Origin of the sequence: Bradyrhizobium sp. CCBAU 65884, from assembly GCF_028128835.1 — a bacterium.
GTDB classification, from domain to species: domain Bacteria; phylum Pseudomonadota; class Alphaproteobacteria; order Rhizobiales; family Xanthobacteraceae; genus Bradyrhizobium; species Bradyrhizobium ottawaense.
Genome location: NZ_LBJU01000078.1, coordinates 18,780 through 31,304 on the forward strand (window position 1 = coordinate 18,780; position 12,525 = coordinate 31,304).

12 protein-coding genes are annotated in these 12,525 nt (G+C 64.5%); 3 read left to right on the forward strand and 9 right to left on the reverse strand.

Features of this window, described 5'->3' with window-relative positions:
• Window positions 1–44: 44 nt before the first annotated feature.
• From XI03_RS04050 to XI03_RS04085, 8 genes are all read right to left on the reverse strand, one after another.
• On the reverse strand, window positions 45–1,217 hold the full coding sequence (locus XI03_RS04050) for a fumarylacetoacetate hydrolase family protein (protein WP_152103239.1): 1,173 nt from the start codon (window positions 1,215–1,217) through the stop codon (window positions 45–47).
• 95 nt (window positions 1,218–1,312) lie between these two features.
• A complete protein-coding gene (locus XI03_RS04055) occupies window positions 1,313–2,371 on the reverse strand; it encodes a YeiH family protein (protein WP_271591402.1) in 1,059 nt (352 codons plus the stop codon).
• 111 nt (window positions 2,372–2,482) lie between these two features.
• Window positions 2,483–2,701: a hypothetical protein gene (locus XI03_RS04060; RefSeq protein ID WP_018315898.1), complete on the reverse strand. Its 219-nt coding sequence runs from the start codon at window positions 2,699–2,701 to the stop codon at window positions 2,483–2,485.
• Between the two features lie 164 nt (window positions 2,702–2,865).
• Window positions 2,866–3,579, reverse strand: a complete 714-nt coding sequence (locus XI03_RS04065) for an ABC transporter ATP-binding protein (protein WP_271591403.1) — start codon at window positions 3,577–3,579, stop codon at window positions 2,866–2,868.
• Window positions 3,576–4,331 carry an ABC transporter ATP-binding protein gene (locus XI03_RS04070; RefSeq protein WP_271591404.1) on the reverse strand — a complete coding sequence of 252 codons (756 nt, stop codon included), beginning with the start codon at window positions 4,329–4,331 and terminating at the stop codon, window positions 3,576–3,578. Before XI03_RS04070 ends, XI03_RS04065 begins: the two co-directional genes overlap by 4 nt.
• Window positions 4,332–4,333: 2 nt before the next feature.
• Window positions 4,334–5,353, reverse strand: a complete 1,020-nt coding sequence (locus XI03_RS04075) for a branched-chain amino acid ABC transporter permease (RefSeq protein WP_271591405.1) — start codon at window positions 5,351–5,353, stop codon at window positions 4,334–4,336.
• Window positions 5,350–6,252 (reverse strand): branched-chain amino acid ABC transporter permease, encoded by a 903-nt coding sequence (locus XI03_RS04080; protein WP_028142386.1) that lies wholly within the window; start codon window positions 6,250–6,252, stop codon window positions 5,350–5,352. Before XI03_RS04080 ends, XI03_RS04075 begins: the two co-directional genes overlap by 4 nt.
• 89 nt (window positions 6,253–6,341) lie before the next feature.
• On the reverse strand, window positions 6,342–7,601 hold the full coding sequence (locus XI03_RS04085) for an ABC transporter substrate-binding protein (protein WP_271591406.1): 1,260 nt from the start codon (window positions 7,599–7,601) through the stop codon (window positions 6,342–6,344).
• Window positions 7,602–7,773: 172 nt separating this feature from the next.
• Here XI03_RS04085 and XI03_RS04090 point away from each other — a divergent pair, with 172 nt between their 5' ends.
• Genes XI03_RS04090 through XI03_RS04100 form a run of 3 tightly spaced genes read left to right on the forward strand, consistent with a single transcriptional unit; the run spans window position 7,774 to window position 11,818 of the window.
• Window positions 7,774–9,267, forward strand: a complete 1,494-nt coding sequence (locus tag XI03_RS04090) for an AMP-binding protein (protein ID WP_333935397.1) — start codon at window positions 7,774–7,776, stop codon at window positions 9,265–9,267.
• The gene (locus XI03_RS04095) at window positions 9,264–9,911 is read left to right on the forward strand and encodes a TetR/AcrR family transcriptional regulator (protein ID WP_271591408.1); all 648 of its coding nucleotides are present in this window, start codon (window positions 9,264–9,266) and stop codon (window positions 9,909–9,911) included. The genes XI03_RS04090 and XI03_RS04095 overlap by 4 nt, the downstream gene beginning before the upstream one ends.
• Window positions 9,908–11,818, forward strand: a complete 1,911-nt coding sequence (locus XI03_RS04100) for an NAD(P)/FAD-dependent oxidoreductase (protein WP_271591409.1) — start codon at window positions 9,908–9,910, stop codon at window positions 11,816–11,818. Before XI03_RS04095 ends, XI03_RS04100 begins: the two co-directional genes overlap by 4 nt.
• Before the next feature lie 130 nt (window positions 11,819–11,948).
• On the opposite strand, the gene XI03_RS04105 is transcribed toward XI03_RS04100, so the two are convergent.
• Window positions 11,949–12,525 (reverse strand): alanine dehydrogenase (locus tag XI03_RS04105; RefSeq protein WP_442869692.1); only part of this gene is annotated, 577 nt, incomplete at its 5' end.

Consider the following 12,525-nt stretch of genomic DNA (forward strand, 5'->3'; position numbering starts at 1 on the left):
CTCATAGACGTTCGCGTGGGAGGTCAGCTGCGAGACGTGAAGCGCTAAATCAGCTTCCGCTGCGCCAGGTTCTTCATCAACGCACCGATGCCGAAGGTCCAGGGCTCGCACTCGTCGCTGGTGCGCATGCGGTTGACGAGCTTGCCGAGCTGGGGCGCTGCGATCGTGACGATGTCGTCGCGCTTGTGGGTGAACCCCTGCCCCGGCGCATCGCGATCCTTGACCGGCGCGAACATCGTGCCGAGGAACAGCACGAAGCCATCAGGATATTGATGCACCTTGCCGATGGTCTGCTCGACCAGATCGGTCGGATCACGGCTGATCTTGCTGATCGAGGAATGGCCGTCGAGAACGAAGCCGTCCGCCCCCTTCACGTTCAGGCTGATGTCGAGCTTGCGCGCATCGTCGAGCGTAAAACTGTCGTCGAACAGGCGCAGCAGCGGTCCTATCGCGCAGGAGGCGTTGTTGTCCTTGGCCTTCGACAGCAGCAGCGCCGAGCGTCCTTCGAAGTCGCGCAGATTGACGTCGTTGCCGAGCGCGCCGCCGACGATCTTGCCGCGGCTCGACACGAACAGCACGAGCTCCGGCTCCGGATTGTTCCAGGTCGATTTCGGATGCAGGCCGGCATCCATGCCGGTGCCGACCGAGGACATGGTCGGCGCCTTGGTGAACACTTCGGCATCGGGACCGATGCCAACCTCGAGATATTGGCTCCAGGCGTTCTGGTCGATCAGCACCTGCTTCAGATGCATCGCCTGGTCGGAGCCTGGCTTGAGCTTCGACAAATCATCGCCGATCAGCCGCGTCACTTCCTTGCGGATCGCTTCGGCCGAGGCCGGATTGCCCTTTGCGCGCTCCTCAATCACGCGCTCCAGCATCGAGATGGCAAAAGTGACGCCGGCAGCCTTCAGCGTCTGCAGGTCCACGGGCGCAAGCAGCCAAGGTTTTTGGCGATCGCGCTGGTCCGGCGCCGTGTTGGCCACGATGGCGTCGAGATCGCCGATGCGCTCGCCCTTGGTCAGGCTCAGCGCCTTGGCCGGGTTGTCCTCTTCGCAGAGCGCGCTGATGGTCGGAAATCTTGCGGTGACGTCGAACACGCCGTCGCCACGGACGGCGACCACGGCCGGACCGTTCGCCTGCGGCAGCCAGACGCGGCCGGCGAGTGCGCCGCGTGTTCCGTCCTCGGGGAGAAGGTCTTTCACCGTCAATGTCGTCATGGCCGCGCCCTCGTTGTTTCTCGGATCAGCCGCAGCCGATCACATTGGCGAAAACCAATAAACGTCTGGCGGGGGAAGTCCAGAGAGCGCGCCGCTCACTTGAACCAATGCACCAGTGCGATGCTGATGCCGAGCAGCAGCATCAGCGACAGCGTTACCGCGGCCGTCACCCGCCCGCCGACATTGGCGAGCACGCGTACGTCGACGCCGAGACCGAGAGCCGCCATCGACACCACGGTGAGAAAGCTCGTGATCTTGGTCACCGGACCAACCACCGTCCCCGGCACGATTTCGAGGGAACGCAAGGTCGCCAGCGCCAGAAAGCCGAGGATGAACCAGGGCACCAGGCGGAAGAAGCCAACATGGGTCTTCTTGGCATCGCTCTGCCAGCGCGAGGCGGCGAGCGACAGGCCGACCACGACCGGCCCGAGCATCAGCACACGCATCAGCTTCACGAGCGTGCCGATCTGTGTCGAGACGAGCCCGGCGGGGACCGTCGCGGCCAGCACCTGCGGCACCGCATAGACCGTGAGGCCCGCGAGGATGCCGTATTGCGTGGCAGACAATTGCAACAGCGGAATCAGCAGCGGCAGGCCGAGCACCATCATCACGCCAAGGATCGCGGTGAAGGAGATTGAGGATGCGATCTCGTCATTGTTGGCGCCGATGATCGGGGCCACGGCGGCGATCGCCGAATTGCCGCAGATCGAGTTGCCGCAGGCGATCAGGATCGACAACCGCGTCGACAGACCCAGCATCCGGCTGATGCCAAAGGAGACGCAGAGCGCAATCACCACGACCGCTGCGATCGACGCCAGCAGCGCGACGCCGGAGGCCGCGATGGCGGCGAAGCTGATCGAGGCGCCCAGCAGCATGACCGCGACTTCGAGGAGCTGTTTTGCGCTGAAGGCGATGCCGGCCTGCCAGCGCGGCGCGGGTTTCCAGAAGCTGCGCAGGGCCATCCCGAGCAGGATCGCCATCACCAGCGCCTCGACATAGGGATGCCCGAAAACGCCAAGCTCCGCCCTTTCGAGCAGGGCCGAGACACCGGCGACGGCGATACAGAGGAGGATGCCTGGAATCAGCGCGAAAATACGGCTCGCGGCGGTGGCCGGCTTGGCATCGGCCGGGCTGGATGCTTGATTCTGCGACACAAATCTCTCCCAGAGGAGAAAGATTTATACGCAGCGCCAGCTCAATGGGGAATAAGTTTTCGACATATCAGGGCCGAGGGAAGTTCTGTCCTCAACCCGGAATAAACGGCCTCAGAAGATCAGGCTCTTGGCGAGCGAGGCCACACGGCTGAACCCGTCGTAAACGCCGGGTTCGAAGAACGCTGCACGCGCGAGCACGATTCCGGCCACGAGCGACCAGAACAGCCCCGTGCCGACCCGCAACAGGAGCTTTGACGCGCGCGACTTCGGCTGGGCATCCGTCGCGGATACCAACTGCTCGCCAAAGGGCTCAAATCCAGTGCGTTCCATAGCAGGCCAATCCATCAATTCGTGGCTGAAATGTCGTCTTTTCGACCCCAAACAGCAATGGAAGCGATTGGCTTTTTTGGTCCCCCGCGGGGAAACTCCTTCCGCCGGAATGACCCCGGACAACCGTTTTCTTCTTCGGGCCTATTCGGACACCGCCCGCCGGCTCAGAGGGCCAGGTAACGCCGGCGGATCGCCTCATTGGCTTTCAGCTCGTCAATTCCGGCGGCGTAGACGATCTGGCCCTTGTCGATGATCGTGGCGTGGCTCGCGAGCCCCAGGCAGAAATGCATGTTCTGCTCGGCGATCAGCACGGTCGATCCGATGCTTCGAAGCTGCCGCAACAGCTCGCCGATCCGCTGCACGATGATCGGCGCGAGCCCCTCGCTCGGCTCGTCCAGCAGCAACAGCGCAGGATTGCCCATCAGCGTGCGCGCGATGGCCAGCATCTGCTGCTCGCCGCCCGAGAGACGCCCGGCAATGCGATGGCGCAGCGGCTCCAGCAGCGGGAAGACCTCATAGATGCGCTTGATCGGCCATTCGTCCTGCCCCTCCGGCCCCCTCTTCTTCCCGATGACGAGATTGTCCTCGACGGTGTGCTCCGGAAAGATCTGGCGATCCTCCGGCACGAAGCCGAGACCGGCGCGCGCGATATGATGGGGCTTCCGGCCGGAGATCAGAGCACCGCGCAGGCTCACTCTGCCCCGCCGCGGCGGCGCCAGCCCCATGATCGCCTTCATGGTCGTCGATTTGCCGGCCCCGTTGCGGCCCAGCAGCGCCATGGTCTCGCCCTGCCGCACCGACAGGCCGACGCCGAACAGGATCTGGCTGGTGCCGTAGTAGACGTCGAGATCGGCGACTTCGATGACGACAGAGCTCATGCGGCCCCTCCCGCATGTTCGGTGCCGAGATAGGCCTCAATCACGGCACTGTTGTTGCGGATCTCGTCGGGCGTGCCGGTCGCAAGAATGCGGCCATAGCAGAGCACGACGATTTTGGGCGCGATCTTGAACACGATGTCCATGTCGTGCTCGATGAAGACGACGGTGATCTTCTGGGTGTCCCAGAGCTCGCGCACCTTGTCGATCATGCGCCAGCGCTCTTCCGGCCCCATGCCGGCGGTCGGCTCGTCCAGCAGCAGCACCTTTGGTTCGAGCACCAGCGCAAGGGCAATATCGAGGAGTTTCTGATCGCCATGCGACAGTGTCGCGGCGGTGCGATGGCGTTTGCCCGCAAGGCCGAGCAGCTCCATCACGTGTTCGGCGCGGTCGCACGTCTCCGCCAACGGAAAGCGCTTGTGCAGCACCGCGGACGAACGCTGGTCGGCGCTGACGGCAGCCAGCATGGTCTCCTGCACCGTCAGCGATTTAAAGATGCTCGCCACCTGGAAGGCGCGACCGATGCCATGACGGACGATCTCCGGCGGCGAGCGGCCGGCGAGATCGACGCCGTCGAGTAGCACCTCGCCGGTGTCAGGCTTCAACGCGCCGGTGATCAGGTTGAAGAAGGTGCTCTTGCCGGCGCCGTTCGGACCGATCACCGCGGTGAGCGAACCGTCGGGGAAGTCGAGCGAGACGTCGTTGGTTGCCTTCACGCCGCCGAAGGATTTTGCGAGGTTGCGGATCTCCAGCATCGCTAGCGGCCCTCGCCTGCGTCACGCCGCTGCGAAAACCACTCGGCGACGAAATCCAGCAGGCCCTTGCGCAGGCCCAGCGCGAAGAACAGGATGACTACCCCGAGCACGATGCCATGGTACTCGGTGAACCGCGTCACGGTGTCGTTGAGCAGCAAGAGCAACACGGTGCCGACCATCGGTCCCAGAAAGGTCGATACACCGCCAAGCATGTTGATGAAGATGCCCTCGCCCGAGATGGTCCAATAGGCGAATTCCGGATAGGCGCCGGAGACGAACAGCGCCATCACCATGCCGCCCATCGCCGCGAACAGCGCCGCCAGCACGAACACGGTCAGCTTGGCGCGCCAGACGTCGATACCGAGGAAGCTCGCGCGCGCGGCATTGTCGCGGATCATCCGCAACGTGTAGCCGAACGGCGATTGCGCGATCTGGCGCATCGCGAGCAGGCCGAGGATCAACAGCGCGCAGCTCGCGATGTAGAGATGGACGTGGTTGGCCAGATCGATGCCGAGAAAGACGGGTCGCGGAATGCCGCCGCGCAAGCCCTGGTCGCCGCCGGTGAACGAAGCCCAGGACAGGATGGTCGAATGGATCAGCATCTGGAAGGCGAGCGTGACGAAGGCGAAATAGATTTCCTTCAGCCGCACGCAGATCGCGCCGATGACGGCCGCGATCAGCGCCGTGATCGCCAGCGTCGCCACGAAGGCGACCGGAATGGGCACGCCGAGCTTCTGCATGATCAGGCCGAAACTGTAGGCGCCAAGGCCGAAGAACATGCCGTGGCCGAACGAGGTCAGGCCGGTGTAGCCGACCAGGAGGTTGAGCGAGGTCGCGAAGAGGCCGTAGGCGGAACAGCGGATGACGAAATCGAGCAGCGCCTTGCTGCCCGTCAACAGCGGCAGGCTCGCCAGCACGGCAAAGGCGACCAGCGCGATCAGGACGTCGCGATAGCGTTGCAGCACCGAGCCACCGCGCACGGGTGCCAGCCCTTGCGCGTGTCCGGCCTCCAGCTCGGTCATGCCGCCTCCTTGCCGAACAGGCCGGTGGGTTTCGAGACCAGCACGATCACCATGAACAGATACATCAGGCCTTCCGTGAACAGCGGAAAGCCGAGCGAGCCGAACGAGCGGATCAGGCCGAGCAGCAACGCGCCGATCAGGGCGCCCAGGATCGAGCCCATGCCGCCGATCACGGTGACGATGAAGGATTCGATCAGCACCGAGAATCCCATCCCGGGCGTGAGCGAGCGCACCGGCGCGGCGAGCGCACCCGCGAGGCCCGCCAGCATGCCGCCGAGCGCGAACACGCCGCCATAGATCAGGCCCGTGTTGATGCCGAGCGCGGACACCATGCCGGGATTTTGCGCGGCGGCGCGGATCACCTTGCCGATGCGGCTGCGCGACAACCCGATGCCGAGCACGACAGCCGCAACGAGCGCAACGCCGATCAGCAGCAGATAATAAGGCGGCACCACGCCGCCGGCAATGAACAGCGGCATCACCTGGAACGCGGAAGGCATGCCCATCGACTTGAATTCCGGCCCCCAGATCAGGCGCACGACATCGTCGAAGATCAGCACGAAGGCGTAGCAGACGAGGAGCTGCATCAAGACGTCCGCGCCATAGACGCGGCTCATGAAGACGCGCTCGAAGATCAATCCGAGAATGGCGGTGCCGGCCGCGCCCGCCAGCATCGCGAGCGCGAAGCTCCCGGTGAGCTGATAGGCGGTCATCGCGAAATAGGCGCCGAACATGTAGAAGGCGCCGTGGCTGAAATTGACCACCTTGAGCACGCCGAAGATCAGCGTCAGCCCGACCGCAACCAGGAACAGCAGCATGCCGATGATGAGGCCGCTGGTGGTCTGCGTCACCAGGCAGGCGGAGCTGGAGAGGCAGCCGGCAAGCGCGTCGAGATCCACGGGAGCACTTTCATTGCGGCGCGCCTGACGCGGCGCGAAAATCAAACGAAAACGGCGAAGACGGTCGCCCGTCTCCGCCGCACATCAGATCAGGTGTAACCCTTGCTTTTCTTCCACTCGGCCTCCAACTCGAAGATCGTCTTCCAGTCGCCGGCCTTGACCTCCGGCACATACGGCTCCTGCGGGATCGTGGTGCCCCAGCCGATGGCGTAGCCGACCAGCGTGTGGTCGTCGCCGCGCATCGTCACGGTGCCGTCGGCACCGAACGGGCACTTGATGGTGAGGCCCTTCAATGCCTCCGCGATCTTCTTGCCGTCGGCGGAGTTCGCCTTCTTGGCGGCCTCGGCCAGGAACATCACGGCGGTCGCGTTCTGCCACGACCAGTTGGTCGGATACTCGTTGTACTTGGCCTTGTAGGCATCGCCCCAGGCCGCGTTCTCCGGCGTGGTCGGAAAGGTCTTGATGTAGCGGTTGCCGGAGTGGATGCCCTTGGGCAGGTTCTTCACGACGGTGAGCGCGGTGTAGTCGGCCATGTTGACCGCGAACACCTCCATCTGGCTGAACATCGCGTAGATGTTGGCCTGGTCGATGTAGGAGGTGAGATCGCCGCCCCAGAGGCAGGAATAAAGCGCCTGCGGCTTGGCTTGGAGGATCTTCGTCACCACCTCGGTGTAGTCGGGCTGGAACAGCTTTGGCCAGGACTCGCTGATGATCTCCACATCAGGCGCGAAACGTTTCAGGTACAGCGTGAACTCGCCGGTGGTGTCGCGGCCGTAGGCATAGTCGGGCGAACAGGTCGCCCATTTCTTCAGGCCCTTGGCCTTGGCGATCGCGGCGGCGTAGCTGCCGCCCACGATGGAATCGTGGATGCCCTGGCGCACGCAGCGGAACGCGTTCGGGATGTGCTGCTTCGGATCAGCCGTCAGCGAAGAGGCTTCCGAGCAGGTGTGGACGCAGAGCACGCCGAGATCGCGCGCGACCTCATGCACCGCGAACGATCCGGAGGACGCCTCGCCGTCGAGCAGCAATTCGCAGCCGTCGGTGTTGACGAGTTCGCGCGCGACGCGGGCGGCTTCCTGCGGCTGGCCCTTGGAATCGCGGATCACCATTTCGATCTGCCGGCCGGCCAAGCCGCCGGCGGCGTTGACCTTCTCGACCTCGAGCATCACCGCATTGCGCGAGGACGTGCCGAGCTGCGCCACGCGGCCCGACAGGATCGTCGGCATGCCGATCTTGATGGTCTTGGCTTGCGCACGCGCCACCCAAGGCGCGGCAACACTCATCGCACCGGCGCCCATCAGCGCCAGCGTTGAACGGCGGCTGATGCCCGGCGTGCGGGTCCTCGTCATTTTTCCCTCCCTCTGTCGGGTCGGCGTGTCCTGATCCCTGTCGGAGATCGTCTCGTCTCCGTGCTCCCAAGGATTTCAGAGGGTGGGGGGTGACGTCAAGCCGAAGATGAATTACGAGTCAGAATTCATCGAGGGAGGAAGCGAGGCCGGTGACCGGCCCAAGATCCGCAAAATGATCAATCTTTCGAGCTTCATCGCCTTTCATGCCCGGCGCACGCCGGACCGGCCCGCGCTGAAATATCGCGGCGAGGAGATCTCCTACGCGGCGCTCGATGCGCGTGTTCGAACGGTGGCAGGCTGGCTCGCCGCGCAGGGCATCAGCGCCGGCGACATCGTGGCGGTGCTGATGAAGAACAGCGCGGCGTTCCTGGAGCTGGTCTTCGCCACCAGCCATCTCGGCGCGGTGTTCTTGCCGATCAACTTCCGCCTCTCCCGCGAGGAGGTCGGCTACATCGCCGGCAATGCCGGCGCACGGCTTCTGATCGTCGACGAGGAATTGGCTGCGAATGCCGCGGGCACCGGGATTGTCGTGCTGAACGAAGCCGCACAGCAGAGCCTCACGCATCTTGCAGGCGATGTGCCGCCCGCGCCGATGCATGGTCGCGCGCCATCCGACCTGATGCGGCTGATGTATACCTCAGGCACGACCGATCGTCCCAAGGGCGTGATGCTCTCTTACGATAATTTCTACTGGAAGTCGGCGGACCAGACGATCGCGCTGGGGCTCAGCGCCGAGACGCGACTGCTCGTCGTCGGCCCGCTCTATCACGTCGGCGCGCTCGACCTGCCCGGCCTCGCCGTGCTCTGGCATGGCGGCTTCATCCGCATCGAACGCAATTTCGAGCCGGAGACAACGCTCGCGGCGATCGCCGAGGACAAGCTCAACGCGGCATGGTTCGCACCCGTCATGACCAGCGCGATGCTCACCTGCCCGACGCGTGAGCGCTACGACGTCTCCAGCCTGCGATGGGCCATCGGCGGCGGCGAGAAGACGCCGGAGCTGCGCATCCGCGCCTTCTCGCAACTCTTCCGCAATGCGCGCTACATCGATGCCTATGGCCTCACCGAGACCGTCGGCGGCGACACCTTCATGGAGGCCGGCCGCGAGATCGAGAAGATCGGCTCGACGGGGCGTGCGATTGCCCACGTCGAAATCGAGATCCGCGACGAGGACGGCAAGGTCGTGCCGGCGAACGTCAACGGCGAGATCTGCTTGCGCGGACCGAAGATCACGCGCGGCTACTGGAAGGATCCGGAGAAGACGGCGTCCGCCTTCTTCGGCGACTGGTTCCGCAGCGGCGACGTCGGCTATCTCGATGAGGATGGCTTCCTGTTTCTGACCGACCGCAAGAAGGACATGATCATCTCCGGCGGCGAGAACATCGCCTCTTCCGAGGTCGAGCGCGTCATCTATGAATTGCCCGAGGTGCGCGAAGTCGCGGTGATCGGCCTGCGCGATGGGCGCTGGGGCGAACGGCCGGTCGCGATCGTCGTGCTGACCGAGGGCGCCAGGCTCGAGCTCCCTGCCCTCACCGAGCATTGTCGCGCGCGGCTCGCGAGCTTCAAGGTGCCGAAAGAGCTGATCATTCGCGACAGCCTCCCGCGCAACCCCTCTGGAAAGATTCTCAAGCGCGTGCTGCGCGCCGAACTGGAGACCGTGGCATGACGCAAGGCCCCGCCACCGCGAAGATCACAAAGCTCAACCGCGTCGAGCGCAACGCCTGGACCAAGCAGAAGATCTTCGAGGCCGCCACCAAGGTCGTCGGCAAGCATGGCTATGCCGAGGCCTCCGTCGCCCGCATCACCGAACAGGCCGGCGTCGCGCAGGGCACCTTCTACAATCATTTCGAGAACCGCCAGGAGCTGCTCGACCAGCTGCTGCCGAAGATCGGCCTCGACATGGTCGAGTTCATCCGCGCTCGCACCGGCACGGCGGATGCGGCGCGGCAGGAGATCGAGCGCTTCGCCGCCTTCTTCGACTTCATCCGCGAGGTGCCGGAATTTTTGCGCATCCTCAACGAGGCCGAATTCTTCGCACCCATCGGATACCAGAAACATCTCGACAACATCTCGGTCGCCTATGTCCGCATCCTCCGCCGTGCGCGCCTTGCCGGCGGCATCGAGGATTTCAGCGACGACGAGTTCGAGGCGATCGTCCACATGCTGATGGGCGCGCGCGGCTATCTCAGCCGCCGCTACTCCTACTCGGCCGGCGGCGTCACCGCCGTGCCCGACCACGTCATCTCCGCCTATCGCAAGCTGATGACGCGCGGCCTCTTCACCGCCTCCGGAGACCAGGACACGCCATGAACATCGAATCTCCGCACAGGCCGCTCGACCTCGCCTCGACCATCGCGGAAGGCGACATCCGCTGTCTCCTGATGGTGCTGGTGCACATGACCGGCGACGAGAAATGGCTTGCGCCGCCGTACTTGCCCAAGCGCGACATCCGCCTGATCCCCGATCCCGAGGCCGGCGTGCCCAGGGAAATCCAGGACGAAATCCGCGCCGCGGTGCTCAAGCTTTTCGCCGATGGCGCGCCGAAGCCCGTCATCGCCGATCCCGGCGACGAGCTGCTGCTGAAGATGATGCGCGCCTGCCTCGGCGAGAACGTCGCGCCGGAATATGCCCCGCTGATGCGCGAGGAGATGGGCTTTGTTGCGCGCGAGGCGCGGTGGACGAGGCGCCCCTCTGACGACAAGCTCGCCGAGCAGCACGTCCTGATCGTCGGCGCTGGCGTCTGCGCCATTGCGCTCGGCGTGGCGCTCGGGCATCTCGGCATTCCCTACACCATCGTCGAGAAGAACGCCGATCTCGGCGGCACCTGGTGGATCAACCGCTATCCCGGCTGCGGCGTCGACACGCCGAACCACTCCTATTCTTATTCCTTCGGCTCGGGGAATGCGTGGACGCGCTATTTCTGCCAGCGCGAGGAGCTGCTCGGATATCTCCAGAAAGTCGCCGACGAATACGGCATTCGCAAGCATCTGCGCGTCAACACCGAGCTGACCTCCTCGCGCTGGGACGAAGGCAAGCGGCGCTGGATCTCGACGCTCAAGACCGAGACCGGCGAGGAGACCTTCGAATCCACCGCGCTGGTCTCCGCCATCGGCCAGCTCAACGATCCCTCCCGCGCCCGCTTCAAAGGCGAGGAGGACTTCAAGGGAACGATCCTGCATTCGGCGCTGTGGTCGAGCGATATCAATCTCGACGGCAAGCATGTCGCCGTGATCGGCACCGGCGCAACCTCGATGCAGCTGGTGCCGTCGATCGCCGGCCGCGTCGCCTCGGTCGCCGTCTATCAGCGCAGCGCGCAATGGGCGCGGCCGGTGAAGGGTTATGCCGATCCGATCAGCGAGGGCGCGCGCTGGCTGCTGGCGCATCTGCCGTTCTATGTGCAGTGGTACCGCTTCAACATGTTCTGGCGCTATGGCGACGGCCTCTTGCCGTTCCTGCGCAAGGACCCGGCCTGGCCGCATCCGGAGCGCGCCGTCAACAAGGGCAACGACCGGCACCGCCAGGAGTTGACCGACTTCATCCTGTCGGAATTGCAGGGGCGGCCGGACCTGATCGAAAAATGCGTGCCGACCTATCCGCCCTACGGCAAGCGCATCCTGCTCGACAACAACTGGTTCAAGACGTTGACGCGGTCGAACGTGGAGCTCGTCACCGACGCGATCGACCATTTCGATCGGGGCGGCATCGTCACCGCCGACGGCAGGCACCGCCCGGCCGATGTCATCGTGGTCGCGACCGGCTTCAAGGTGACGGAGATGGCGGCCCGCCTCAACATCAGCGGCCGCGACGGCAAGGATTTGCGCCAGGCCTGGGCCAACGACAATCCGACGGCGTTCCTCGGCCTCACCGTGCCCGATTTCCCCAACTTCTTCTGCATGCTCGGCCCCAACTCCGGCCCCGCGCATGGCGGCAGTGTGATCTTCCAGTCGGAATGCCAGAGCCGCTACATCGCCGCCTGCCTAGCCGAAATGATCGAGCACGACGTCGCTGCCATCGACGTCCGCCCTGATGTGCTCGACGACTACGTCCGAAAGGTCAACACCGAGCACGAGACAATGATCTGGACCCATCCGGGCATGAGCACCTACTACCGCAATTCGAGTGGCCGCGTGTTTTCCGCGATGCCGTGGCGGTTCGTCGACTATTGGCGCATGACGCATGATCCGGATCTGGGGCAGTACAGGCTGACGAAAGCTTGAGGTCATTCGTCGGAACGAACTCAGGCTGAAGCTTGTCCCACATCGTCATTGCGAGTGCAGCGAAGCAATCCAGACTCTTTCCGCGGAGGGATTCTGGATTGCTTCGCTTGCGCTCGCAATGACGGCCTATTCAGGCCGCGAGCCCAGTCTCCACCGGCGCAAACTCCAGCCCGAGGCTCTCCGCCACCGCCTTGTTGGTGATGCGGCCGCGATGGACGTTCAGCCCGTTGCGCAAATGCGGGTTTTCCAGCACCGCGGCAAAGCCCTTGTTCGCGAGCATCAGGCCGAACGGCAGCGTCGCATTGTTCAGCGCCTGGCTCGACGTCACCGGTACCGCGCCCGGCATATTGGCGACGCAATAGTGCACGACGCCGTCGACCTCGTAGGTCGGGTCGCTGTGCGTGGTTGCGTGCGAAGTCTCGAAGCAGCCGCCCTGGTCGATCGCGACGTCGACCAGCACGGCGCCCGGCCGCATCGATTTCAGCATCGCGCGCGTGACCAGCTTGGGGGCGCTGGCGCCCGGCACCAGCACCGCGCCGATCACCACGTCGGCGGCGAACACCTCGTCCTCGACCGATTCGATGGTCGAGAAGCGGGTACGCACGCGTCCGGCAAAAAGATCGTCCAGTTGGCGCAAGCGCGGGATCGAGCGGTCGATCACGGTGACTTCGGCACCGAGGCCCGCGGCCATGCGCGCCGCCTGCGTT

What these genes read in the sequence shown, in the direction of transcription:
- XI03_RS04075 (WP_271591405.1), bottom strand. Translation starts at nt 5,353, where the DNA reads ATGACCGAGCTGGAGGCCGGACACGCGCAAGGGCTGGCACCCGTGCGC.
- XI03_RS04070 (WP_271591404.1), bottom strand. Translation starts at nt 4,331, where the DNA reads ATGCTGGAGATCCGCAACCTCGCAAAATCCTTCGGCGGCGTGAAGGCA.
- XI03_RS04085 (WP_271591406.1), bottom strand. Translation starts at nt 7,601, where the DNA reads ATGACGAGGACCCGCACGCCGGGCATCAGCCGCCGTTCAACGCTGGCG.
- XI03_RS04060 (WP_018315898.1), bottom strand. Translation starts at nt 2,701, where the DNA reads ATGGAACGCACTGGATTTGAGCCCTTTGGCGAGCAGTTGGTATCCGCG.
- XI03_RS04090 (WP_333935397.1), top strand. Translation starts at nt 7,774, where the DNA reads ATGATCAATCTTTCGAGCTTCATCGCCTTTCATGCCCGGCGCACGCCG.
- XI03_RS04100 (WP_271591409.1), top strand. Translation starts at nt 9,908, where the DNA reads ATGAACATCGAATCTCCGCACAGGCCGCTCGACCTCGCCTCGACCATC.
- XI03_RS04095 (WP_271591408.1), top strand. Translation starts at nt 9,264, where the DNA reads ATGACGCAAGGCCCCGCCACCGCGAAGATCACAAAGCTCAACCGCGTC.
- XI03_RS04050 (WP_152103239.1), bottom strand. Translation starts at nt 1,217, where the DNA reads ATGACGACATTGACGGTGAAAGACCTTCTCCCCGAGGACGGAACACGC.
- XI03_RS04065 (WP_271591403.1), bottom strand. Translation starts at nt 3,579, where the DNA reads ATGAGCTCTGTCGTCATCGAAGTCGCCGATCTCGACGTCTACTACGGC.